We start from the raw sequence: 23,899 nt of genomic DNA, 5'->3' as shown, positions 1-23,899 counted from the left end.
GTTGTATTTGGGGCTGCTTTGCAGCCCAGCGGGGATAAATCCCCTCGCCACGCTCCGGCAGCCGGCGGATCTTGCCCTCTTTTGGTGCCCGCCCAAACTGGCTAGACTGCGCGCCTTCCCGCAAGGACCGCCACCATGTTGCTGATGCTGTATCTGATCGCCATTACCGCCGAAGCCATGACCGGCGCGCTATCCGCCGGGCGGCGTGGCATGGACTGGTTTGGTGTGGTGCTGATCGCCTGCATCACGGCGCTGGGTGGTGGCTCGGTGCGCGACGTGTTGCTCGGTCACTACCCGCTCACATGGGTCAAGCATCCGGAATACCTGGTGCTCACCACCGCGGCTGCGATGCTCACGGTGTTCCTGGCGCGCTGGATGCGTCACCTGCGCTCGCTATTTTTGGTGCTCGATGCCGTGGGGTTGGTGGCATTTACGCTGATTGGCTGCATGACTGCGCTGGAAATGGGCCATGGCATGTTGGTCGCCTCGGTGAGCGGCGTGATCACGGGGGTATTTGGCGGCATCCTGCGGGATATCTTCTGTAACGATATTCCGCTGATCTTCCGTCGCGAGCTCTACGCCAGCGTCTCGTTTGCCGCCGCGTGGTGCTATTTGTTATGCGTCTACCTGCAATTGTCCAGCGAGCAGTCGATCCTCATCACATTGTTTGGCGGTTTTCTGCTGCGGCTCCTGGCGATTCGTTTTCACTGGGAAATGCCTAAATTCGTCTATAACGACGAAGTCTGACGCGTGGCGTGCTGGCGCAGCGCCCATTCCACGTGTTCGCGCACCAGTTCCGACGGATAATCGCGCCGCGCCTCCAGCGCTTGCAGCACGGGAATCGTTGACGGCGCGTTGCCCAGGCCCACCGCCAGATTGCGCAGCCAACGTTCGTACCCAGCACGGCGCAACGGTGAACCTTCGGTACTGCTGAGGAATTTTTCCTCGTCCCACATGAACAGCTCCGCCAGCCCGGCGTTGTCCAGGTTGTGCCGTGGCTTGAAGTCGCTTTCGCCGGATGGCCGGGCGAAGCGGTTCCATGGACAAACGATCTGGCAGTCATCGCAACCGAACACCCGGTTGCCGATCAAGGGCCGCAGATCCTCCGGAATGGCGTTCTTCAACTCGATAGTGAGGTATGAAATGCACCGTCGGGCATCCAGTACATAAGGGCCGACGAAGGCATTGGTCGGACAGATGTCCAGGCAAGCGGTGCATTTCCCACAATGCTCGGTGCCGTGGGGCGGGTCCACCGGTAAAGGCAGGTCGACAAAAAGCTCGCTGAGGAAAAAATAACTGCCGGCCTTGCGGTTCAGGACCAGGGTGTTCTTGCCGATCCAACCCAGGCCGGCCTGTTCGGCAATGGCTTTTTCCAGCACCGGCGCGCTGTCGACGAAGGCGCGATAGCCGAAGGGGCCGATGGCCTCTTGGATTTTTTCCGCCAGTTGCTGCACGCGCTTACGGATCAATTTGTGGTAATCGCGGCCCAACGCATAACGCGAAACGTAGGCTTTTTCCGGTTCGCCAAGTAATTGGGCCATTTGGGTGTCGCCCGCCAGGTAATCCATGCGCAGCGACACCACCCGCAGCGTGCCGGGCACCAGTTCTTCAGGGTGCGAGCGTTTGCTGCCATGGGCGCCCATGTAGTCCATTTCGCCGTGGTAGCCGGCCTCGAGCCAGCGTTGCAGATGTTGTTCATGCTCGGCCAGGTCCAGGCCGCTGATGCCGACCTGCTGGAAACCCAGCTCGCGGCCCCATTCCTTGATGGATTGGGCGAGGGTGGCAAGGTCTGTGGGAATGGCAGGCATGAGGCGAGAGAAACCGGAGCTGAGATGCGTATAATTCTGCCAGACATCGGAGCCCGAAGACGCATGCCGCAGACTAAAGATGATTTTCCCGACGCGCTGTACAGCGCCGCGCAGGTCCGGGCCTTGGATGCACAGCTGATCGCGGCAGGCACCAGCGGCTTCGAACTGATGCAGCGTGCCGCCCGCGCCACGTGGCGAGCAGTCGTGCGACGTTGGCCGCAAAGCGCTGAATTGACCGTGCTGGCGGGGCATGGCAACAACGCCGGCGATGGCTACCTGGTCGCTGCCCTGGCCCGCCGAGCCGGCTGGTCGGTACGGGTCCTGGCCGTGGGCGAGCCCCGGCGCCTGTTGGGTGATGCCGCCAATGCCCATGCAGAGGCCGTGGCCGTGGGTGTGCCGGTGGAGCCTTGGTCGGACGATAGCGAGCTGCGGGGAGTGCTGCTCGACGCGCTGCTCGGCACCGGGACCACCGGCGAAGTGCGCGAGCCTTATATCCGGGCGATCGATACGGTCAATGTCAGCGGTTTGCCGGTCGCGGCGGTGGATATACCGTCGGGGCTGTGTGCGGACACCGGCCGAGTGCTCGGGACCGCCGTGGCGGCTGACCTGACCGTGACGTTCATCGGCTTGAAGCTTGGCTTGTTCACCGGAGATGCGGCGGATCGAGTCGGTGAGTTGGTGTTCAACGACCTGCACGCCGACCCTGACATTGTTGAGTCGGCGCCTTCCAGTGCCCGCCTGCTCCTGCCTGTTAATCTGCCGCGCCTGACGCCTCGCCCGCCCACGTCCCACAAAGGCAAGTTCGGTCACGTGCTGTTGATCGGCGGCGACCGGGGTTTCGGCGGCGCGATCCAGATGAGCGCCGAAACTGCGCTGCGCTGCGGCGCGGGCATGGTTTCGATGGCCACCCGCAGCGAGCACGTCGCCTCGGCGCTGGTCCGTTTGCCTGAGGTGATGGTGCAGGGCACTCATTCGGCCAATCAATTGATGGGCTTGCTCAAGCAGGCCAACGTCCTGGTGGTCGGCCCGGGCTTGGGCCAGGCTGCCTGGGGACGCAGCCTGCTGTCGGCGGCGGCCAATGCTGCGCTGCCCCAGGTGTGGGACGCCGATGCTCTGAATCTGTTGAGCCTTGGCGCGGTCAGCCTGCCCGAACATTGCGTCATTACCCCGCATCCGGGCGAGGCGGCGCGATTGCTGGGGATATCCACGGCTCAGGTGCAGGCCGACCGCTCGGCGGCGGCCCACGCGTTGAGCCAGAAATACACAGCTACCGTGATCCTCAAGGGGGCCGGCAGCTTGATCGCCAGCCCGGACGGCCGCCTGGCGGTTTGTACCCAAGGCCACCCGGCCATGGCCACCGCCGGCCTGGGGGATGTGCTCGCCGGGGTCGTCGGCGCGTTGCTGGCCCAGGGGCTGGAAGCGTTCGAGGCCGCATGCCTGGCGGTCTGGCTGCATGCCAGCGCGGGCGTCCAGTGCGGTCGCTCGGGCCGGGGATTGGCGGCGACCGATCTGATCCCGGCCATTCGTCAGTTGTTGGAGGAGCATTCACCGTGTCTGAAGTAACCCTGTACTTGGCGGACGAACAAGCCATGACACAATTTGGCGCGCGTATCGCGCAAATCACCGCAGGGCATGGCTTGATCTTTCTCGAGGGCGACCTCGGCGCGGGAAAAACCACCTTGTCCCGTGGCATCATCCGTGGTCTCGGGCACGTCGGCTCAGTCAAGAGCCCTACTTTCACCCTGGTCGAGCCCTACGAGATCGGCGACATCCGAGCGTTTCATTTCGATCTGTATCGGCTGGTCGATCCCGAAGAGCTGGAGTTCCTCGGCATCCGTGATTACTTCGAAGATGACGCCTTGTGCCTGATCGAATGGCCCCAGAAAGGTGCAGGCTTTTTGCCAAAGCCGGACCTGACCATTACCATTGGCGCGCAGAATGGCGGGCGTTCGCTGAAACTGACACCGCAAGGCTCGCGTGGCGAGTCGTGGTGTGCCGCCTTGGCTTTGGAAACTAATTAAATGATGGGGTTTGGTATGCGCTTTCGCGCGGTGGTTGCTGTCGTAGGACTGTTGCTTACGGCACTGGCCGTCGATGCTGTGGCTGAGACAAAGGTCAACAGCGTTCGCCTCTGGCGGGCGCCGGACAATACCCGGCTGGTGTTCGACCTGACAGGCCCGGTGCAGCACAGCGTATTCACCCTGACCGCCCCGGATCGCCTGGTGATCGACATCAATGGCGCGTCCTTGGGCGCGCCGCTGAACGTGCCCACCGCCAACACTCCGATTACCGCCATGCGCTCGGCCCAGCGTACGCCGACCGACCTGCGGGTGGTCGTCGACCTGAAACAAGCGGTGACCCCGAAGAGCTTCACCCTGGCGCCCAACGCCCAGTACGGCAACCGGCTGGTGGTGGACCTGTTCGATAACCCGGCCGATGCCGCGCCGACACCGCCGCCGCCGACCAAAGTCGCCACGGTGCCCGCCGTGCCGGTCACGCCCACTGAACCCGCGATCAAGCTGCCACCGGCCCCGGCCGGCAAACGCGACATCATTGTGGTTATCGACGCCGGCCACGGTGGCGAAGACCCTGGCGCCTCGGGTTCGCGCGGGCAGCGTGAGAAGGACGTGGTGCTGTCCATCGCCCGCGAACTGCAACGCCAGGTCAACGGCATGAAAGGCTTCCGCGCCGAACTGACCCGCACGGGCGACTATTTCATTCCCCTGCGCGGACGCACGGAAATCGCCCGCAAGAAGGGCGCGGACCTGTTCGTCTCGATCCATGCCGACGCCGCACCCTCCAAGGCTGCGTTTGGCGCCTCGGTATTTGCCTTGTCCGACCGTGGTGCCACTTCCGAGACCGCCCGCTGGCTGGCCGACAGTGAAAACCGTTCCGACCTGATCGGCGGTGCTGGCAACGTCAGCCTCGACGACAAGGACCGGATGCTCGCCGGTGTGTTGCTGGACTTGTCGATGACCGCCTCGTTGACCTCCAGCCTGAACGTCGGCCAAAAAGTGCTGAGCAACATCGGCCGCGTCACGCCATTGCACAAGCAGCGGGTCGAGCAGGCCGGGTTCATGGTGCTCAAGTCGCCGGACATCCCGTCGATCCTGGTGGAAACCGGGTTCATTTCCAACGCCAACGAAGCCTCTAAACTGTCGTCGTCAAGCCACCAGCAGGCCTTGGCCCGATCCATCAGCAGTGGCGTGCGGCAGTTCTTCCAGCAGAATCCACCGCCCGGCACCTACATCGCCTGGCTGCGCGATTCGGGCAAGATCGCCCAGGGCCCGCGCGACCATCGAGTCAACCCGGGCGAAACCCTGGCTATGATCGCCGTGCGCTATCAGGTGTCGCCCGCGACCTTGCGCAGCGCCAACAATCTGCAAAGTGACGAGCTGAAGATCGGGCAGACCCTGACCATTCCTGGCAACGAAGTGGCGGCCAAGCAATGAGCGATGACGTGATCGACAGCACCGCCCGCATCGAACTGCTCAGCCCTCGGCTGGCGAACCAGATCGCCGCCGGCGAAGTGGTCGAGCGCCCCGCGTCGGTCATCAAGGAGCTGCTGGAAAACAGTCTCGACTCCGGGGCCAGGCGTATTGACGTCGATGTCGAGCAGGGCGGGGTCAAGCTGTTGCGGGTGCGCGACGACGGTCGCGGCATTCCCGCCGATGACCTGCCGCTGGCCCTGGCGCGTCACGCGACCAGCAAGATTCGTGACCTGGAAGACCTCGAACGGGTCATGAGCCTGGGGTTTCGTGGCGAGGCGCTGGCGTCCATCAGTTCGGTGTCGCGCCTGACGCTCACGTCCCGCACCCGAAACGCCGATCAGGCCTGGCAGGTCGAGACCGAAGGCCGCGACATGGCTTCCCATGTGCAACCCGCCGCTCATCCGGTGGGCACGTCGGTTGAAGTACGGGACTTGTTCTTCAATACTCCGGCCCGGCGCAAGTTCCTCAAGGCCGAGAAAACCGAATTCGATCATTTGCAGGAAGTCATCAAGCGCCTGGCCCTTGCACGGTTTGACGTGGCGTTTCACCTGCGCCACAACGGCAAGACCATCCTCAGCCTGCACGAGGCCAACGATGATGCGGCTCGCGCCCGGCGTGTGGGCGCGGTGTGTGGCGCGGGTTTTCTGGAGCAGGCCTTGCCCATCGAGGTGGAGCGCAATGGCTTGCACCTGTGGGGTTGGGTCGGCTTGCCGACGTTTTCCCGCAGCCAGGCGGACCTGCAATATTTCTACGTGAACGGCCGTGCGGTGCGCGACAAATTGGTGGCCCATGCGGTGCGCCAGGCCTACCGCGATGTGCTGTTCAACGGTCGGCATCCCACCTTCGTGCTGTTCTTCGAAGTCGACCCATCGGTGGTGGACGTCAACGTCCACCCGACCAAGCACGAAGTGCGTTTCCGTGATGGACGCATGGTCCACGATTTCCTCTATGGCACGTTGCATCGAGCCCTGGGCGATGTTCGGCCGGAAGATCAGTTGGCGGCCCCGGCGGCCGTGGCCGGCATGGTCCGGCCGACCGGGCTGGAGGCCGGCGAGTTTGGCCCCCAGGGGGAAATGCGCCTGGCGGCCCATGCCCTGCTGGAGCAACCCCAGCCCCAACCAGCCTACGCCACAGGCGGAAGCGGCGCTGGCAGCGGTTATCAGTATCAATACACGCCGCGCCCACAATCCAATGTGCCGGCAGCCGAGGCCCAGGCCGCGTATCGCGAGTTCTTCAAGCCTCTGCCTGAAACCGCTGCGGCGACATTGCCCGACGGTCAGGGAGATATACCACCGTTGGGTTATGCCCTGGCGCAGCTAAAAGGCATCTACATCCTTTCCGAAAACGCCCAGGGCCTGGTCCTGGTGGATATGCACGCCGCTCACGAGCGGATCATGTACGAGCGATTGAAGATCGCCATGGCCAGCGAAGGCTTGAGCGGCCAACCGTTGTTGGTTCCCGAATCCCTGGCCGTCAGCCAGCGCGAAGCCGATTGCGCTGAAGAGCACATGAGCTGGTTCCAGCGCCTGGGCTTCGAGCTACAGCGCCTGGGCCCGGAAACCCTGGCGATCCGGCAGATCCCGGCCTTGTTGAAACAGGCCGAGGCCAATCGCCTGGTCAGCGACGTGCTGGCGGACCTGATGGAATATGGCACCAGCGACCGGATCCAGGCGCACTTGAACGAATTGCTCGGCACCATGGCCTGCCACGGCGCGATCCGCGCCAACCGGCGCCTGGCCTTGCCGGAAATGAACGGCCTGTTGCGGGACATGGAAAACACCGAACGCAGCGGTCAATGCAACCATGGCCGGCCGACCTGGACTCAACTGGGCCTGGACGACCTGGACAAACTGTTCCTGCGCGGTCGTTGATGAGCCAGTTGCCACCCGCGATTTTCCTGATGGGGCCGACGGCCGCCGGCAAGACCGACCTGGCCATCGAACTGACCAAGGTCTTGCCCTGCGAGTTGATCAGCGTCGATTCGGCGCTGGTCTACCGGGGCATGGACATCGGCACCGCCAAACCGTCGAAAGCTTTGCTGGCTGAATATCCACATCGACTGATCGACATCCTCGACCCGGCCGAAGCCTATTCGGCGGCTGATTTTCGGCGTGATGCGCTCCAGGCCATGGCCGAGATCACTGCGCGAGGCAAGATTCCGCTGCTGGTGGGCGGTACGATGCTGTACTACAAAGCCCTGGTCGATGGCCTGGCGGACATGCCGGCGGCCGATCCCGAGGTGCGCGCACAGATCGAAGAAGAGGCTGCGCGCCTTGGCTGGCAAGCGCTTCATGAACAATTGGCGGTGATCGATCCTGAATCGGCGGCGCGCATTCACCCCAACGACCCGCAGCGGCTCAGCCGGGCCCTGGAGGTTTATCGGGTGAGCGGCCAGAGCATGACGGCCCTGCGGCAGCGACAATCTGCGCAAAGTACTGAAGCAGCCGCTTCGGGACTGCAACAATTGCCCTATACTGTCGCGAATCTGGCCATCGCTCCGGCGAACCGGCAAGTGCTGCATCGGCGAATTGAACAAAGATTCACATTAATGTTGGAACAGGGATTCATAGACGAGGTCGTAGCCCTGCGTGAGCGAAGTGACCTGCATGCCGGGTTGCCGTCTATACGTGCGGTGGGTTATCGACAAGTCTGGGACTACCTGGACGGCAAGCTGACGTCAGCCGAGATGCGCGAGCGTGGAATCATTGCCACGCGCCAATTGGCGAAACGCCAGTTCACCTGGCTGCGCAGCTGGACTGACTTGCATTGGCTTGACAGCCTTGATTGCGACAATCTGCCACGCGCCTTGAAATACCTCGGGACCATCTCCATATTGAGCTGAGTCCTTGCAATTGCCGTCTATCCTTGGGGGTGTGACGGCCCAAGCCATCTGAATTCCGATTTTTATAATTGATCCTTAAAGGAGTGCGGCACATGTCAAAAGGGCATTCGCTACAAGACCCTTACTTGAACACTTTACGTAAAGAGAAAGTTGGGGTGTCCATCTATCTGGTCAACGGGATCAAACTGCAAGGCACGATCGAGTCGTTCGACCAGTTCGTCATCCTGCTGAAGAACACCGTCAGCCAGATGGTCTACAAACACGCTATCTCGACAGTGGTGCCGGTTCGTCCGATTCGTCTGCCTAGCGCAACCGAATCCGAAGGCGGTGACGCTGAGCCGGGTAACGCTTGATAGGAGCCTCCTTTGTTCTTTGAGCGCCACGGTGGTGGTGAGCGGACCATTCTCGTTCACTTGGAAGGACAGGACCCTGAGGCGCGCGAAGATCCGCAGGAGTTTCAGGAATTGGCAATTTCGGCCGGCGCCGAGACCGTCGCGTTTTTCAACGTGCCGCGTCATCGGCCAACCGCCAAATTCCTGATCGGCAGTGGCAAGGTCGAGGAGTTGCGCGACCTGGTCAAAGCCGAGCACATCGATCTGGTGATTTTCAATCACATCCTCACGCCCAGTCAGGAACGCAACCTCGAACGTGTCTTCGAGTGCCGCGTGATCGACCGCACCGGGCTGATTCTCGATATTTTCGCCCAACGCGCGCGTACCCATGAAGGCAAGCTCCAGGTCGAACTGGCCCAGCTTGAGCACATGAGCACGCGGCTGGTCCGCGGCTGGACTCACCTTGAGCGCCAGAAAGGCGGTATCGGCCTGCGGGGCCCAGGTGAAACCCAGCTCGAAACCGACCGGCGCCTGCTGCGGGTTCGCCTGCGCCAGATCAAAGGGCGGCTGGAGAAAGTCCGCAGCCAGCGCGAGCAATCGCGGCGCGGCCGCAAGCGGGCCGACATCCCGACGGTTTCACTGGTGGGTTATACCAACGCCGGCAAATCGACCCTGTTCAACAACGTCACCCAATCCGATGTCTATGCCGCCGACCAGTTGTTCGCCACGCTCGACCCGACCTTGCGTCGGCTCGACCTGAGCGACCTCGGGCCCATCGTGCTGGCCGATACCGTGGGTTTCATCCGGCATTTGCCGCATAAGCTGGTCGAGGCTTTCCGGGCTACGCTCGAAGAGTCGAGCAACTCCGACCTGCTGCTGCACGTGATCGATGCCGCCGAACCGGACCGGATGCTGCAGATCGAACAGGTCATGGTGGTGCTGGGAGAGATCGGGGCCCAGGACTTGCCGATCCTCGAGGTATACAACAAACTCGATTTGCTCGAAGGCGTGGAGCCGCAGATCCAGCGCGATGCTGACGGAAAGCCGCAGCGGGTCTGGCTTTCGGCCCGTGATGGCAGTGGCCTGGACCTGCTCAAACAGGCCGTGGCGGAACTGCTGGGCGATGACCTGTTTGTGGGCACCTTGAAGCTGCCGCAGCGTTTTGCCCGGCTGCGTGCGCAGTTTTTCGAGTTGGGGGCGGTGCAGAAAGAAGAACACGACGAAGAAGGCATCTGCCTGCTGGCCGTTCGCCTGCCTCGGTCGGAACTGAACCGGCTGGTCAGTCGCGAAGGGCTCCAGCCGATGGAATTCATCGAGCAACACACTTTGCAATAAAAGCCTGAGAAAGCTGTGTCAGGCATTCTGTAGCATTGGCCGGCGCGCCGTGGGTGCGTCTTTGCTTTATCAGATGGAGAGCGCTATGGCTTGGAATGAGCCGGGTGGCAACTCGAATAACCAGGATCCCTGGGGCGGCAAGCGTCGTAACAACGGCGACCGCAAGGGACCACCGGATCTCGACGAGGCCTTCCGCAAGCTGCAGGACAGCCTGAACGGTTTGTTCGGTGGTGGTAGGAAACGCGGTGACGATGGCGGCAGCCGTCCGGGCAAGGGCGGCGGTTTCGGCCTGCTCGGCATCGGCCTTGTCGTGCTCGCGGCTGTCTGGCTGTACAGCGCGGTGTATGTCGTGGACGAGCAGGAGCAGGCCGTGGTGCTGCGCTTCGGCAAATACTACGAAACCGTCGGCCCGGGCCTGAACATCTATTTCCCGCCGATCGACCAGAAGTACATGGAGAACGTCACGCGCGAGCGTGCCTACTCCAAGCAGGGCCAGATGCTGACCGAAGACGAGAACATCGTCGAAGTGCCGCTGACCGTGCAGTACAAGATCACCAACCTGCAGGACTTCGTGCTCAACGTCGACCAGCCGGAGATCAGCCTGCAACACGCGACTGAAAGCGCCCTGCGCCACGTGGTGGGTTCCACCGCCATGGACCAGGTGCTGACCGAAGGTCGTGAGCTGATGGCCAGCGAAATCAAGGAGCGCCTGCAACGGTTCCTCGATACCTATCGCACCGGTATCACGGTCACCCAGGTCAACGTACAGAGCGCAGCGGCACCGCGCGAAGTGCAGGAAGCCTTTGACGACGTGATCCGCGCCCGTGAAGACGAGCAACGCTCGCGCAACCAGGCCGAAACCTATGCCAACGGCGTTGTGCCGGAAGCCCGTGGTCAGGCCCAGCGCATCATCGAAGATGCCAACGGTTATCGCGACGAAGTGGTTTCCCGCGCCAAGGGTGAGGCTGATCGCTTCACCAAACTGGTAGCCGAGTATCGCAAGGCGCCTGAAGTCACGCGCCAGCGCCTGTACCTGGACACCATGCAGGAAGTCTTCAGCAACACCAGCAAGGTCCTCGTTACCGGCAACAAGGACGGCCAGAGCAATCTGCTGTACCTGCCGCTGGACAAGATGGTCGAGAGTGGTCGCAACACCGGCACACCGCCAACCGGCGCGGCGGCAGCCGCCAGCAATGAAGCCAATGCCCGCGCGGCGGCGGACCTGCAGCAACAGCAAGCACGTACCAGGGAGAGTCGCTGATGAGCAATAAATCGCTGATCGCCCTTATTGTCGGCGTCGTCGTGGCGATCGCTGCCTGGAACTGCTTCTATATCGTGGCTCAGACCGAGCGCGCGGTGTTGCTGCAATTCGGTCGCGTGGTCCAGGCTGATGTCCAGCCAGGGCTGCATGTGAAGGTGCCGTACGTTAACAAGGTGCGCAAGTTCGATGCGCGCTTGATGACGTTGGACGCACCGACGCAGCGCTTCCTGACGCTGGAAAAGAAAGCCGTGATGGTCGATGCCTACGCCAAGTGGCGCGTGAAGGATGCCGAGCGCTTCTACACCGCGACCTCTGGTCTCAAGCAGATCGCCGACGAACGTTTGTCCCGTCGCCTGGAGTCGGGCCTGCGTGACCAGTTCGGTAAACGTACCCTGCACGAAGTGGTGTCCGGTGAGCGCGACGCGCTCATGGCAGACATCACCCGCTCGCTGAACGCGATGGCGGAAAAAGAGCTGGGTATCGAAGTGGTCGACGTGCGTGTCAAGGCCATCGACCTGCCGAAGGAAGTGAACCGCAGCGTGTTCGAGCGCATGAGCACCGAGCGTGAGCGTGAAGCCCGCGAGCACCGCGCAAAAGGTAACGAGCTGGCCGAGGGCATCCGTGCCGACGCCGATCGTCAACGCCGCGTGCTGCTGGCCGAAGCCTATCGTGAATCGGAAGAGGTCCGTGGTGATGGTGATGCCCAGGCCGCTGCGATCTACGCCAAGGCCTATGGCCAGGACCAGGAGTTCTACGCGTTCTACCGTAGCCTGCGTGCCTACCGTGAAAGCTTCGCGAACAAATCCGACGTCATGGTCCTGGACCCAAGCAGTGACTTTTTCCATTACCTGGAAAAGGCCAAGCCTTGATGCGACGTTGACCTGAAGCACTCCGCCCGGCGGCTAAAACGTCGGGCGGGGTGATCCTTTGGGAAAACGTGTGTATGATGCGGCAGCCGGGAAATTCCCGGCTTTTTTGCGTCTGCGCGTTCGATTGTGGTTTATACGGTGCAGGCGTCGGGTTGAATGGCCCGACAGGTTTTTCGAGGAAAGTGCTTGGCGAGGCCGATCCAGGGCCATTCGTCACGTCGCCCTTGCGCGTTGTTTGCGGTTTTTCGCATGACGCGGGCATTTTCTGCTTCACTCAAGGCCAGCCCGAAAGCTGGCCGCCCGGACCATAGGGGAATGGCGTAATGGCAACGGTAGACCGCTGGCTGCTGCCAGATGGCATCGAAGAAGTACTGCCACCGGAAGCCGCGCGTATCGAAGTAGCGCGTCGGCAGGTGTTGGATCTGTTCCAGAGCTGGGGTTACGAATTCGTCGTTACCCCGCATATCGAGTACCTGGAATCCTTGCTGACCGGCGCGGGCCAGGACCTGGATTTGCGCACCTTCAAGGTTATCGACCCGCAATCGGGCCGGCAGATGGGCTTTCGGGCCGACATCACGCCACAAGTGGCACGCATCGATGCCCACACCTTGCGCCGCGAAGGCCCGAGCCGTCTGTGCTACGCCGGCAGTGTCCTGCATGCCCAGCCGCGTGCCTTGTCGTCTTCGCGCAGCCCGATCCAGTTGGGCGCCGAACTTTATGGCGACGCCAGCCCAGTCAGTGACGTGGAAGTCATCAGCCTGATGTTGGCCATGCTGCAACTGGCCGACGTGCCGGATGTCCACATGGACCTGGGCCATGTCGGCATCTACCGTGGCCTGGCCCGTGCGGCCGGTTTGTCCGGTGAAGTGGAGCAGCGGTTGTTCGACGCCTTGCAGCGCAAGGCCATCGATGAAGTCATCAGCCTGACCGAAGGGCTGCCGAGCGACCTGTCCGGCATGTTGCGGGCATTGGTGGATCTTTGCGGCGGCCGTGAAGTGCTGGGCGCGGCCCGCGAACGCTTGGCCGGCGCGCCGGCACCGGTGTTGGCGGCGCTGGACGACCTGTTGGCGATTGCCGAGCGTCTGTCGGTGCGTTTCCCTGAGTTGCCGCTGTATTTCGATCTGGGTGAGCTGCGCGGCTATCACTATCACACTGGCGTGGTGTTCGCAGTGTTTGTACCGGGCGTTGGTCAGTCCATCGCCCAGGGCGGTCGCTACGACGACATTGGCGCCGACTTCGGTCGCGCCCGTCCGGCGACCGGCTTCTCTACCGATTTGAAAACCCTGGTGACCCTGGGGCGTGCTGAAATCGAGTTACCGTCCGGCGGTATCTGGATGCCTGACAGTACGGATGCGGCACTCTGGCAGATGGTCTGCCAGTTGCGCAGTGAGGGTCAGCGTGTCGTCCAGGCCTTGCCTGGGCAACCTTTGGCCGCCGCCCGTGAAGCGGACTGCGACCGGCAATTGATTCAGCAGAACGGGCTTTGGCAAGTATTGCCGCTGGCTTCTTGAGTTTTCCTGCCGGCCTGGAGCCGGCACCAAGTTTGCGCGAATGAGGACAAGTGTTATGGGTAAGAATGTCGTAGTCCTGGGCACCCAGTGGGGTGATGAGGGCAAAGGCAAGATCGTTGATCTGCTGACCGAACATGCTGCCGCCGTAGTGCGCTACCAAGGTGGCCACAACGCCGGTCACACCCTGGTGATCGACGGTGAAAAAACCGTTCTGCACCTGATTCCATCGGGCGTGCTGCGCGAAGGCGTGCAGTGCTTGATCGGCAACGGTGTGGTGGTGGCGCCCGACGCCCTGCTGCGGGAAATCATCAAGCTGGAAGAGAAAGGCGTACCGGTGCGCGAGCGCCTGCGCATCAGCCCGTCCTGCCCGCTGATCCTGTCCTATCACGTTGCGCTGGACCAGGCCCGTGAAAAGGCCCGTGGCGAGCTGAAGATCGGCACCACCGGCCGCGGCATCGGCCCGGCCTATGAAGACAAGGTGGCCCGTCGTGGCCTGCGGATCGGTGACCTCTTCCACCGTGAGCGTTTCGCCGCCAAGCTGGGCGAGTTGCTGGATTACCACAACTTCGTGCTGGTCAATTACTACAAAGAGCCGGCCATCGACTTCCAGAAGACCCTGGACGAGTGCATGGAATACGCCGAGTTGCTCAAGCCGATGATGCTCGACGTCACCGCCGAGCTGCACGAGCTGCGCCGCGCCGGTAAGGACATCATGTTCGAAGGTGCCCAGGGCTCGCTGCTGGACATCGACCACGGCACCTATCCGTACGTCACCAGCTCCAACACCACCGCTGGCGGCATCGCCACCGGTTCGGGTTTTGGCCCGATGTACCTGGACTACATCCTGGGCATCACCAAGGCCTACACCACCCGCGTCGGTTCGGGGCCGTTCCCGACTGAGCTGTTCGACGACGTCGGTGCGTTCCTGGCCAAGCGTGGCCACGAGTTCGGTGCAACCACCGGTCGTGCCCGTCGTTGCGGCTGGTTCGACGCCGTCATCCTGCGTCGCGCCATCGACGTCAACAGCATCTCGGGCCTTTGCCTGACCAAGCTGGACGTGTTGGACGGCCTGGAAACCATCAACATCTGCGTGGGTTACAAGAACCAGGACGGCGCTGTCATCGACGCACCGACCGACGCCGACAGCTACATCGGCCTGGAGCCGGTTTACGAGCAGATGCCAGGCTGGACCGAGTCCACCGTGGGTGCCAAGACCCTGGAAGAGCTGCCAGTGGCCGCGCGCAACTACATCAAGCGCGTCGAAGAGTTGGTCGGCGCGCCGATCGACATTATTTCGACGGGGCCGGACCGCAACGAAACCATCGTTCTGCGTCATCCATTTGGCTGATAAGTCGTTGATGTAACAAGCAAAGGGCTCCGTATGGAGCCCTTTGTCGTTTCTGCCTGTCGGGCGGCATGACACTTGCTACGCATCTCCATTAAGGCACCCTTCCAGGCGTGCCATCAAATTAATGGCGTTTGGTAGAGGGATTTCACGTGTCGGCCGTTCTCTCACTGTTACAAAGCCGTTTGCTGCGGCCTGTTTTCGTTACCCTCGGTATCGCCCTTTTGGTGCAGGTGCTGGTGGCCGTTGCGCTGACCCGAAGCACGGTCACCGCGCTTGAGTCCGACCTGGGCGCGCGCCTGGGCGTTGACAGCCAGAAACTGGCGGGTGAGTTGGAGCAGGCTGGGCGAGAAGTCACCTCCAGCCTGGACAGCTTGTCCACCAGTACCCGCCAGCGATTGACCGCGGGGTTGTCTTCCCGTCTGAAGGAAGAGCAGGCTCAACTGCGTGCGACCCTGGAAAAAGACCTGAGGGATTCCGCCAATGATATGGCGCAGCTTCTGGCCTCGGTCGCGCCCCGGGCAATGTGGGACAGCGACGTGCCCACCCTGTCCGAATTCGCCCGTCGGGCCCAGCGCAATCCCAATGTACTGTTCGTCATCTATGACGACGCCGCAGGGGAACACCTGACTCGCTACCTGAACCGGGAAAATCCGATCAACAAGGCCCTGCTGGAAAAGGGCAAGGGCGATCGGGCGTTGGATAAAGTATTGGATGCGGCGAAGAACGATCCATCGGTTTATTACCTCGAAGCGTCGATCAACCCCAATGGCGTCGAGATCGGCAAGGTGCTGATGGGCGTTTCCACCGCCTCGGTGGAAACCGACCTCAAGGCGCTCGACCAGCGCTTCTCCGCGCTGATTGCCAGCAGCGATCAATTGGTGGGCGACAGCCTCAAGGGCGCGGCTGCCGACAGTGCCGCAGCCATGCGTGGCCGCCTGGGCTCGGCGCAGGCCACCGCCACCGATATGCAGACCAATACCGCCGTCACGGTTCAAGAAGCCGCAGAGACCTTGCGTTGGCGCATCGGCCTGGGCCTGGCGTTGGTAGGGTTGGGCGTGTTGGTGTTGTTGGCCGTGGTGCTGGGGCGTCGGGTGGTCAATCGCTTGAAGTTGTTGATCGCCGCGATGAACGATCTGGCGGCGGGCGAGGGTGACCTGACCAAGCGCGTGCAAATCAACAGCAAGGACGAAATCGGCGACATGGCTTCGGCGGTCAACCGCTTTGTGGATAAATTGCAACCCATCGTGCGCGAGGCGGGCGATGTGGCCCAGCGTACCGGTCAGGAGATCGGCGCGATGACGCTGCGCAACTCGGGCGCCGACGCGGCGGCCGGCATGCAGCGCGATGAAGTGGCCGAAAGCCTGCGTGCGCTGTCGCAGATGGCCGATGAGGCTCAATCGGAAAGCCAGGCGATGCAGGCGGCCTTGCAACAGGTAGCGGAGATCCGTCAGGCCACCGATGAAACCACCCGCACGTCAGCCAAGGTCGGCGGCTTGATCGAAGCGTTGGCCGGGCAGGTCGACACGGGGGCGAAAGTCATCGAACGGCTGGCCCAGCAGAGCGAGCAGATCGAAGTCGTGTTGACGGTGATCCATGGTATTGCCGAGCAAACCAACCTGTTGGCCCTGAACGCGGCCATCGAGGCGGCGCGCGCCGGGGAGACCGGACGCGGCTTCGCGGTGGTGGCGGATGAAGTGCGGGCGCTGGCAAGCAAGACCCAGAGCTCGACGGGCGATATCCAGGCGCACATCGTGGCCTTGCAACAAGGCGCGCGCGAAGCCGTGGCGGCAATCGGCCAAGCGGGACGGCAGGCCAATGAAGGTCTGTCAGTGTTGCGTGACAGCGCGCGGCTGCAGCAGTCGGTGCAGGCGTCGGTCGAGCAGGTTCACGCGGCCATCGGCTTGGCGACTCAAGCAGCCGCGCATCAAGCCCAGGGCGCGCAAGCGGTACGCGGCCGGGTTGAGACCATCCATGCCCAGGCCGAGAAGGCTGCCCAGGCGGTGGTCGAGACCACGGCCAGCGGCAAGGTGCTGGATAAACTGGCGGCGCAGTTGAAGGCCAGCCTGGGTCAGTTCAGGGCTTGATTCGAGGTTGTGGCGGGCCCTTCGCGAGCGGGCTCGCTCCCACAGGTTTATTGCCGTTTACAAAACGGGTGTCCACACCAACTTTGTGGGAGCGAGCCTGCTTGCGAAAGCGGACTCAGCGACTCAGATACATCCGCGTCGTCAGCAAATAGACTGGCAACCCCGACACCAGAATCAACAGCGCCGCATAGGGCGCCGCCGCTGCGAATTCCACATTCGACGTATGTGCCCAGACCGCCGTCGCCAACGTATTGAGTCCGGTCGGGCTCAGCAACAGCGTCGCGGTCAATTCCTTCATCGCATCCAGGAACACCAGGGCGAACGCCGCGCCCAGGGCCGGGAAGATGATCGGCAGGGTCACCCGACAAAACGCTCCGAACGACGAAGCCCCCAACGTCCGCGCCGCTTCTTCCAGTTGTGGGGCGGCCTTGTTCAGCGCCGTACGCACCGGTGCTTGGGCCAGCGGCAGGAAAAGCAGCGCATAGGCAATCAGCAGCAGGCCGGAAGTCTGGTACAGCGCGGGCACGTAGTGCAGGGCGAAATACACCAGGCTCAGGGCGATGACCAGGCCCGGCAGCGCGTGCAGCAAGTAGGGCAGGCGCTCGGCCCAAATCGCCAGCCGCCCCTTGTGGCGCACCACCAGCAGGCCCACCGGTACCGCCAATACGAGGCAGAGGGCGGCGCCGCCCAGCGAAAGCGCCAGGGACGACAGCAGCGCTTCGCCGATCTCGCCCGCCGGGAACGCCGCGGAAGTGCCCACGGCCAGCCAATACGCCAGCATTCCCAGCGGGATACCGCTGCCGATGATCGCCAACGCCAGGCAATACAGTTGACCGCAAAGCATCCACCGGCCCAGGCGTACTTGTTCGGCCTGGCGTGCCGCGCCTTGCCCGGTGCGCACATGGCGCCCCTTGCCGCGCACCCGCAGTTCCAGCCACAACAGGACCAGGCACAGCGTCAGCAATACCGCCGACAACATGGCGGCATTGGCGTTACTGAATTCCAGCTCGAATTGTTGATAGATGGCTGTGGTGAAGGTCTGCAGCCCGATGATTGACAGTGCGCCGAACTCCACCAGCATGTGCAGGGCAATCAGCAACGAACCGGCCAGCAGCGAAGGCCAGAGCAGCGGGAGCGTGACGCGAAAGAACACGCCCCAGCGATTTTGCCCCAGGGTGCGGGCAGACTCTTCGAGGGACGGGTCGAGGTTGCGCAGCGTTGCGGCCACGGGGAGGAAAATCAGTGGGTATTTGGACAGGGTCATCACCAGGATTGCCCCGCCCAATCCCTCGAATTGCGCACTGAGGGATACCCAGGTGAAGCTGCTGACAAACGCCGGCACGGCGAACGGCAGGCACAAGACAACGCCCCAGATACGACGCCCCGGCAGGTTGCTGCGTTCCAGCAGCCAGGCCAGGGACAGGCCGACGATGCCGCAGGCCAGCGTGACGCCGGCCATCAACGCCAAGGTGTTGCGCAGCAAGCCGAATACATAGGGCCGCCACAACAGATGCAGTGCCTCGGTCCAGCCGGCCTGCCAGGTCTTGGTGACGACGTAGAGCAGTGGCAGCAGGCTCAGCAAAACGAGCAGCAGCACGGGCAGCAGCAACCCGATCGAGGGGCGCTTGCGCCGGGGCACGTAGACCCCGGCTGGAGGAGAGGCGCTCAGCGACGACATCATCAGTTCAAGCCGACTTCACGTTCCAGCTCCAATGCTTCTTCGGCGTTACCCAGGTCGGCGGGCGTCACTTTTGGCGGCTCCAGTTCATTGAACGGCTTGAGGCCGCGATCCGACGTCATGCCCTTGTGCAAAGGATATTCGGCGGACGTCTGGGTAATCACCCGCTGCCCCTCCTCGCTGGCCATATAGGCAAGCAACTGTTGGGCCTCCTTGGGGTGTTTGCTGGATTTCAGTGCCGCGGCGCTGGAGACGGTGACCAGGCCACCGGCATCACCGCCAGTGAAGTAATGCAGCTTGGAATCCAGCTGTCCCTTCTCCCGCTGCAGGGCGAACCAGTAGTAATTGTTCACCAGGACCGTCGCCACTTCACCGTTCTCCACGGCTTTGAGGGCGACCATGTTGTTGCTGTAGACCTTGCCGAACGCACGTAGCCCGGTGAGCCATTCTTCGGCGGCTTCCTTGCCGTGCAATTTGATGATCGCAACGGCTTGTTCCTGGAATGCGCCGCTGGTCGGTACGAAGCCGACCTTGCCTTGCCATTGTGGCTGGGCGAAATCGAGGACGGTTTTCGGGAGGTCCTTTTCATCGATCAGTTTGGGGTTATAGGCAACCACGCGAACGCGAGCGGTCACGCCCATCCAGGAGCCGTTGCTGGCGACATAATCCTTGGGAAGCACGTTGAGGGTCGCATCGTCGATCTTCGCCAGCAGACCTTGTTCACCAAGTTTGTTCAGCGGCGGCGATTCTTCGGTATAGATCACATCGGCCGGGGAGCGGTCGCCTTCCTCGACGACTTGGCTGGCGAGCTGGTTGCTGCTGCCCTTGCGAACGTTGACGTGGATACCAGTCTTGGCTTCGAAGGCCTTGGCCAGTTCATCGCCGACTTCTTTGTGTTGGCCGTTATAGAGTGTCAGTTCAATTTTGTCGGCGGCTTGGGTGAGGGGTATTGCGAGGGTCAGGCCGAGCAGGGTGCAGGTCAGGGCGCGGCGCAGGGTGGTTCGAAACATCATTCGCGGGGTTCCTCACTGTCGTGTAGCAAAAACTTGTAACAATGATAAACGATATTGTTTCTCATGTGCGTTGTGGCGAGGGAGTTTTCGGGTGCCGGAAACGCAAAAACCCGCTTTCGCGGGTTTCTGTGAGGTTCAAGGCGTATAACCTTGAAGCTTGAATTTGGTGCCCAGAAGAAGACTCGAACTTCCACGACCTTGCGGTCACCAGCACCTGAAGCTGGCGTGTCTACCAATTTCACCATCTGGGCAGCATCTGCAGCGTTGCCGCTGTTGATGTGGCGCACTATACGGAGCGCGTTTTGATCTGTAAACCCCTGTTTTTATTTTGATAATTGCCAAACACATTCCAGGGGCCTGAAACGCAAAAACCCGCTTTCGCGGGTTTTTGTGAGGCTGGCAGGCCGTTGACCTGCTGCTCGAAATTGGTGCCCAGAAGAAGACTCGAACTTCCACGACCTTGCGGTCACCAGCACCTGAAGCTGGCGTGTCTACCAATTTCACCATCTGGGCAATATCGGCAACGTGAGTGCGTCGTCGATGGCGCGCACTATACGGAGCGTGTTTTTAACTGTAAACCCCCAGGAACAAAAAAAACGCTAAATTTCACGAGCGGTGCAATCAGGGGCTTCAAAGGCCGGTCGAAAGACTTTAGAAAAGGCATCTGCTGCTTGAAATTTCCCGTTTCATTACGCCTATGCCAAACTAACCCGCATATAGACAAGGTGAAAACTCTCTAATGGCCGATTGGCAGTCCCTCGATCCCGAGGCCGCTCGTGAAGCGGAAAAATATGAAAACCCTATTCCTAGCCGCGAACTGATCCTGGCGCATCTCGCCGATCGGGGTTCGCCTGCTAGCCGTGAGCAGCTGGTCGAAGAGTTCGGCCTGACCACCGAGGACCAGCTCGAAGCCCTGCGCCGCCGTCTGCGTGCCATGGAGCGCGATGCTCAACTGATCTACACCCGGCGTGGCACTTATGCTCCGGTCGACAAGCTCGACCTGATCCTGGGCCGTATCGCCGGTCACCGCGACGGTTTCGGTTTCCTGATCCCCGACGATGGCAGCGACGATCTGTTCATGAGCCCGGCGCAGATGCGCCTGGTGTTCGATGGCGACCGTGCGCTGGCCCGGGTGTCCGGCCTGGACCGGCGCGGGCGCCGTGAAGGCGTGATCGTCGAAGTGGTGTCCCGTGCGCACGAAACCATCGTGGGGCGTTATTTCGAGGAAGGTGGCATCGGCTTCGTCGTCGCCGACAACCCGAAGATCCAGCAGGAAGTGCTGGTCACCCCAGGTCGCAACGCCAACGCGCAGATCGGGCAGTTCGTCGAGGTGAAGATCACTCACTGGCCAACCCCGCGCTTTCAGCCTCAGGGCGATGTGGTGGAAGTGGTCGGCAACTACATGGCGCCGGGCATGGAAATCGACGTTGCCCTGCGCACCTACGACATTCCTCACGTCTGGCCTGAAGCGGTCCTGAAAGAGGCCGCCAAGCTCAAGCCGGAAGTTGAAGAGAAGGACAAGGAAAAGCGCATCGACCTGCGTCACCTGCCGTTCGTCACCATCGACGGTGAAGACGCCCGGGACTTCGACGATGCGGTCTACTGCGAAGCCCGGCCCGGCAAGTTGCGCCTGTTCTCCGGCGGCTGGAAGTTGTACGTGGCCATTGCCGACGTTTCCAGCTACGTGAAGCTCGGCTCGGCGCTGGACGCTGAAGCCCAGGTGCGCGGCAACTCGGTGTATTTCCCCGAGCGCGTCGTGCCGATGTTGCCAGAGCAACTGTCCAACGGCTTGTGCTCGCTCAACCCCCATGTCGATCGCCTGGCCATGGTTTGCGAGATGACCATCTCCAAAGCCGGCGAGATGACTGACTACTGCTTTTATGAAGCCGTGATCCATTCCCACGCGCGCCTGACCTACAACAAGGTCAGCGCGATGCTGGAAACTCCGAAGCTGGCCGAGTCGCGCAAGCTTCGTGGTGAATACACGGATGTGCTGCCGCACCTCAAGCAGCTCTATTCGCTGTACAAGGTATTGCTGGCGGCGCGTCACGTACGGGGCGCGATCGATTTCGAAACCCAGGAAACCCGGATTATCTTCGGTACCGAGCGCAAGATCGCCGAAATCCGGCCGACCGTGCGCAACGATGCCCACAAGCTGATCGAGGAATGCATGCTGGCGGCCAACGTCGCTACCGCCGAGTTCCTGAAGAAGCATGAAATCCCTGCCTTGTACCGGGTCCACGACGGCCCGCCGCCGGAGCGCCTGGAAAAATTGCGGGCCTTCCTCGGTGAGCTTGGCTTGTCCCTGCACAAAGGCAAGGAAGGTCCGACGCCGAAGGATTACCAAGCCCTGCTGGCGAGTATCAAGGATCGTCCGGACTTCCACCTGATCCAGACTGTGATGCTGCGTTCTTTGAGCCAAGCGGTGTACAGCGCCGATAACCAGGGCCACTTCGGCCTCAACTACGAGGCGTACACCCACTTCACGTCGCCGATCCGTCGCTATCCCGATCTGCTCACGCACCGGGCCATCCGCAGCGTGATCCATTCGAAGATGAACACCCCGCACGTCAAGCGTGCCGGTGCGATGACCATTCCGAAGGCGCGTATCTACCCGTACGACGAAGCGGCTCTGGAGCAACTCGGCGAGCAGTGCTCGATGAGTGAGCGGCGCGCCGACGAAGCGACTCGCGACGTGGTGAACTGGCTCAAGTGCGAGTACATGAAGGATCGCGTTGGCGAGTCGTTCCCGGGCGTGATCACCGCCGTGACCGGGTTTGGCCTGTTCGTCGAGTTGACCGATATCTACGTCGAAGGCCTGGTGCATGTCACCGCGCTGCCGGGTGACTACTACCACTTCGACCCTGTGCATCACCGCCTGGCCGGCGAACGCACCGGTCGCAGCTTCCGTCTTGGCGATACCGTCGAAGTACGGGTGATGCGCGTCGACCTGGATGAACGCAAGATCGACTTCGAGATGGCGGAAAAAACCATCAGCGCACCGATCGGCCGCAAGAAGCGTGGCGCCGAAACCACAGCGCCTGCCGCCAAGACCGCCGCCGAGCCCGCACCGTCCAAATCCGGACGTCGCGGTCCGGCCAAGGAAAAGGCCGGCGAAGCCTATCGTCCGAGCGATGCGGCGGCGAAAAACGCCGAATTGCGTAAGAGTCGCGAAATGAAACAGGCCTTGCTGGCCGAAGCCAAGAGCGGCGGTAAAGCGGCGTCCGGGGGCAAGGCCGGCCGGTCGGCTCCGGAGAAGGCGAGCAGCAAGCCGAGCAAACACCGTAAAGGCCCGCCGAAAGCAGGCTCGGCCCCTGCCAAGAGTGGCGGGGCGCGTAAACCCAAGGCCAAATCATGAGTCAGTTGGAAAAAATCTACGGCGTGCATGCCGTGGAGGCGTTGTTGCGTCACCACCCCAAGCGGGTCAAGCAGATCTGGTTGGCGGAAGGTCGTAGCGACCCGCGGGTCCAGACCTTGGTCGAGCTGGCCGGCGAAAACCGCGTTGCGGTCGGTCAGGCCGAGCGGCGCGAGATGGACGCCTGGGTCGAAGGGGTGCATCAAGGCGTCGTGGCCGAGGTCAGCCCGAGTCAGGTATGGGGCGAGGCGATGCTCGACGAGCTGCTCGATCGCACCGAAGGCGCGCCGTTGTTGCTGGTACTGGATGGCGTGACCGACCCGCACAACCTCGGCGCCTGCCTGCGTTCGGCGGACGCCGCCGGTGCGTTGGCGGTGATCGTGCCCAAGGACAAGTCCGCGACATTGACGCCGGTCGTGCGCAAGGTCGCTTGTGGCGCTGCGGAAGTTATCCCGTTGGTGGCAGTGACCAACCTGGCGCGCACCCTGGAAAAGCTCCAGCAGCGCGGCTTGTGGGTTGTCGGCACGGCGGGCGAGGCCGAGGTCAGTATTTATGACCAGGACTTGACCGGCCCTACCATCCTGATCATGGGCGCCGAAGGAAAGGGCATGCGCCGTCTGACCCGCGAGCATTGCGATTACCTGGTCAAGCTGCCGATGGCCGGCAGCGTCAGCAGCCTCAATGTCTCGGTCGCCACCGGTGTGTGCCTGTTCGAGGCCCAGCGCCAGCGTGGCGCCAAGTCGGCCGCCAAAAAGCCCTGATCCAGACGCGGTCAAAATGTGGGAGCGAGCTTGCTCGCGATGACGGTGTATCAGTGACGGAAATGTCGACTGACACGGCGCTATCGCGAGCAAGCTCGCTCCCACAGTGTTTTGTGTAGGGCCAGGAACGGCGCTGTTCAAATAATCACCAATTGCCTTGCGCCGCCCTCGGCCCTTCTCTACAATTGCGCCCCTTGCTGTGATGGCAGGC

18 protein-coding genes, 2 tRNA genes and 1 pseudogene are annotated in these 23,899 nt (G+C 62.1%); 16 read left to right on the top strand and 5 right to left on the bottom strand.

What is annotated here, in order from left to right; translation table 11 throughout:
* The first annotated feature begins 135 nt into the window (after positions 1–135).
* Positions 136–747, top strand: coding sequence for a trimeric intracellular cation channel family protein (locus DOCECA_RS19710; RefSeq protein ID WP_445570958.1), 612 nt, complete (start codon positions 136–138; stop codon positions 745–747).
* Here DOCECA_RS19710 and queG read toward each other — a convergent pair.
* A complete protein-coding gene (gene queG, locus DOCECA_RS19705; protein ID WP_420766183.1) occupies positions 729–1,808 on the bottom strand; it encodes a tRNA epoxyqueuosine(34) reductase QueG in 1,080 nt (359 codons plus the stop codon). The genes DOCECA_RS19710 and queG overlap by 19 nt on opposite strands.
* A 63-nt stretch (positions 1,809–1,871) precedes the next feature.
* On the opposite strand from queG, the gene DOCECA_RS19700 reads away from it, so the two are divergent.
* From DOCECA_RS19700 to DOCECA_RS19640, 13 genes and pseudogenes are all read left to right on the top strand, one after another.
* Complete coding sequence (locus DOCECA_RS19700) at positions 1,872–3,371, top strand: NAD(P)H-hydrate dehydratase (RefSeq protein ID WP_445570957.1); 1,500 nt, start codon at positions 1,872–1,874, stop codon at positions 3,369–3,371.
* Positions 3,359–3,829: a tRNA (adenosine(37)-N6)-threonylcarbamoyltransferase complex ATPase subunit type 1 TsaE gene (gene tsaE / locus DOCECA_RS19695; protein ID WP_434608087.1), complete on the top strand. Its 471-nt coding sequence runs from the start codon at positions 3,359–3,361 to the stop codon at positions 3,827–3,829. The genes DOCECA_RS19700 and tsaE overlap by 13 nt, the downstream gene beginning before the upstream one ends.
* On the top strand, positions 3,830–5,260 hold the full coding sequence (locus DOCECA_RS19690) for an N-acetylmuramoyl-L-alanine amidase (RefSeq protein WP_434560970.1): 1,431 nt from the start codon (positions 3,830–3,832) through the stop codon (positions 5,258–5,260).
* The gene (mutL, locus tag DOCECA_RS19685; protein ID WP_445570956.1) at positions 5,257–7,170 is read left to right on the top strand and encodes a DNA mismatch repair endonuclease MutL; all 1,914 of its coding nucleotides are present in this window, start codon (positions 5,257–5,259) and stop codon (positions 7,168–7,170) included. Before DOCECA_RS19690 ends, mutL begins: the two co-directional genes overlap by 4 nt.
* Positions 7,170–8,141, top strand: a complete 972-nt coding sequence (gene miaA / locus DOCECA_RS19680; protein WP_420766188.1) for a tRNA (adenosine(37)-N6)-dimethylallyltransferase MiaA — start codon at positions 7,170–7,172, stop codon at positions 8,139–8,141. The genes mutL and miaA overlap by 1 nt, the downstream gene beginning before the upstream one ends.
* A gap of 92 nt (positions 8,142–8,233) precedes the next feature.
* The gene (gene hfq / locus DOCECA_RS19675; RefSeq protein ID WP_003186419.1) at positions 8,234–8,494 is read left to right on the top strand and encodes an RNA chaperone Hfq; all 261 of its coding nucleotides are present in this window, start codon (positions 8,234–8,236) and stop codon (positions 8,492–8,494) included.
* Between the two features lie 12 nt (positions 8,495–8,506).
* Positions 8,507–9,808: a ribosome rescue GTPase HflX gene (hflX, locus tag DOCECA_RS19670; protein WP_420766189.1), complete on the top strand. Its 1,302-nt coding sequence runs from the start codon at positions 8,507–8,509 to the stop codon at positions 9,806–9,808.
* 85 nt (positions 9,809–9,893) lie between these two features.
* Positions 9,894–11,069, top strand: coding sequence for an FtsH protease activity modulator HflK (gene hflK / locus DOCECA_RS19665; RefSeq protein ID WP_420766190.1), 1,176 nt, complete (start codon positions 9,894–9,896; stop codon positions 11,067–11,069).
* Positions 11,069–11,938 (top strand): protease modulator HflC, encoded by an 870-nt coding sequence (gene hflC, locus DOCECA_RS19660; protein ID WP_420766191.1) that lies wholly within the window; start codon positions 11,069–11,071, stop codon positions 11,936–11,938. Before hflK ends, hflC begins: the two co-directional genes overlap by 1 nt.
* Positions 11,939–12,261: 323 nt before the next feature.
* A complete protein-coding gene (locus tag DOCECA_RS19655; protein ID WP_420766192.1) occupies positions 12,262–13,449 on the top strand; it encodes an ATP phosphoribosyltransferase regulatory subunit in 1,188 nt (395 codons plus the stop codon).
* Between the two features lie 55 nt (positions 13,450–13,504).
* Positions 13,505–14,797, top strand: coding sequence for an adenylosuccinate synthase (locus tag DOCECA_RS19650; protein ID WP_039592540.1), 1,293 nt, complete (start codon positions 13,505–13,507; stop codon positions 14,795–14,797).
* Positions 14,798–15,282: 485 nt separating this feature from the next.
* Positions 15,283–15,975, top strand: a pseudogene (locus tag DOCECA_RS19645) (methyl-accepting chemotaxis protein); the annotation flags it as partial.
* Between the two features lie 21 nt (positions 15,976–15,996).
* A complete protein-coding gene (locus DOCECA_RS19640) occupies positions 15,997–16,881 on the top strand; it encodes a methyl-accepting chemotaxis protein (protein WP_434564156.1) in 885 nt (294 codons plus the stop codon).
* 115 nt (positions 16,882–16,996) lie between these two features.
* Here DOCECA_RS19640 and DOCECA_RS19635 read toward each other — a convergent pair whose 3' ends face one another.
* The 4 genes from DOCECA_RS19635 to DOCECA_RS19620 form a co-directional block, all read right to left on the bottom strand.
* Positions 16,997–18,562, bottom strand: coding sequence for an ABC transporter permease (locus tag DOCECA_RS19635; RefSeq protein WP_445570955.1), 1,566 nt, complete (start codon positions 18,560–18,562; stop codon positions 16,997–16,999).
* On the bottom strand, positions 18,562–19,572 hold the full coding sequence (locus tag DOCECA_RS19630; protein WP_445570954.1) for an extracellular solute-binding protein: 1,011 nt from the start codon (positions 19,570–19,572) through the stop codon (positions 18,562–18,564). The genes DOCECA_RS19635 and DOCECA_RS19630 overlap by 1 nt, the downstream gene beginning before the upstream one ends.
* Before the next feature lie 164 nt (positions 19,573–19,736).
* Positions 19,737–19,823, bottom strand: a tRNA-Leu gene (locus tag DOCECA_RS19625).
* 175 nt (positions 19,824–19,998) lie between these two features.
* A tRNA-Leu gene (locus DOCECA_RS19620) sits at positions 19,999–20,085 on the bottom strand.
* Positions 20,086–20,311: 226 nt separating this feature from the next.
* Between DOCECA_RS19620 and rnr the strand changes: the two genes are divergently transcribed.
* On the top strand, positions 20,312–22,930 hold the full coding sequence (gene rnr / locus DOCECA_RS19615; RefSeq protein ID WP_434560964.1) for a ribonuclease R: 2,619 nt from the start codon (positions 20,312–20,314) through the stop codon (positions 22,928–22,930).
* Positions 22,927–23,688 carry a 23S rRNA (guanosine(2251)-2'-O)-methyltransferase RlmB gene (gene rlmB / locus DOCECA_RS19610; protein WP_434560962.1) on the top strand — a complete coding sequence of 254 codons (762 nt, stop codon included), beginning with the start codon at positions 22,927–22,929 and terminating at the stop codon, positions 23,686–23,688. The genes rnr and rlmB overlap by 4 nt, the downstream gene beginning before the upstream one ends.
* The last annotated feature ends 211 nt before the right edge of the window (positions 23,689–23,899 follow it).

Source organism: Pseudomonas sp. E102 (genome assembly GCF_052660185.1).
The sequence above is the reverse complement of the archived record's forward strand: the minus strand, read 5'-3'. Positions and strand labels throughout refer to the sequence as shown.

What these genes read in the sequence shown, in the direction of transcription:
- rlmB (WP_434560962.1), top strand. Translation starts at nt 22,927, where the DNA reads ATGAGTCAGTTGGAAAAAATCTACGGCGTGCATGCCGTGGAGGCGTTG.
- hflC (WP_420766191.1), top strand. Translation starts at nt 11,069, where the DNA reads ATGAGCAATAAATCGCTGATCGCCCTTATTGTCGGCGTCGTCGTGGCG.
- hfq (WP_003186419.1), top strand. Translation starts at nt 8,234, where the DNA reads ATGTCAAAAGGGCATTCGCTACAAGACCCTTACTTGAACACTTTACGT.
- rnr (WP_434560964.1), top strand. Translation starts at nt 20,312, where the DNA reads ATGGCCGATTGGCAGTCCCTCGATCCCGAGGCCGCTCGTGAAGCGGAA.
- DOCECA_RS19710 (WP_445570958.1), top strand. Translation starts at nt 136, where the DNA reads ATGTTGCTGATGCTGTATCTGATCGCCATTACCGCCGAAGCCATGACC.
- DOCECA_RS19640 (WP_434564156.1), top strand. Translation starts at nt 15,997, where the DNA reads ATGGCTTCGGCGGTCAACCGCTTTGTGGATAAATTGCAACCCATCGTG.
- DOCECA_RS19690 (WP_434560970.1), top strand. Translation starts at nt 3,830, where the DNA reads ATGATGGGGTTTGGTATGCGCTTTCGCGCGGTGGTTGCTGTCGTAGGA.
- queG (WP_420766183.1), bottom strand. Translation starts at nt 1,808, where the DNA reads ATGCCTGCCATTCCCACAGACCTTGCCACCCTCGCCCAATCCATCAAG.
- miaA (WP_420766188.1), top strand. Translation starts at nt 7,170, where the DNA reads ATGAGCCAGTTGCCACCCGCGATTTTCCTGATGGGGCCGACGGCCGCC.
- DOCECA_RS19630 (WP_445570954.1), bottom strand. Translation starts at nt 19,572, where the DNA reads ATGATGTTTCGAACCACCCTGCGCCGCGCCCTGACCTGCACCCTGCTC.
- mutL (WP_445570956.1), top strand. Translation starts at nt 5,257, where the DNA reads ATGAGCGATGACGTGATCGACAGCACCGCCCGCATCGAACTGCTCAGC.
- DOCECA_RS19700 (WP_445570957.1), top strand. Translation starts at nt 1,872, where the DNA reads ATGCCGCAGACTAAAGATGATTTTCCCGACGCGCTGTACAGCGCCGCG.
- DOCECA_RS19650 (WP_039592540.1), top strand. Translation starts at nt 13,505, where the DNA reads ATGGGTAAGAATGTCGTAGTCCTGGGCACCCAGTGGGGTGATGAGGGC.
- DOCECA_RS19635 (WP_445570955.1), bottom strand. Translation starts at nt 18,562, where the DNA reads ATGATGTCGTCGCTGAGCGCCTCTCCTCCAGCCGGGGTCTACGTGCCC.
- DOCECA_RS19655 (WP_420766192.1), top strand. Translation starts at nt 12,262, where the DNA reads ATGGCAACGGTAGACCGCTGGCTGCTGCCAGATGGCATCGAAGAAGTA.
- hflK (WP_420766190.1), top strand. Translation starts at nt 9,894, where the DNA reads ATGGCTTGGAATGAGCCGGGTGGCAACTCGAATAACCAGGATCCCTGG.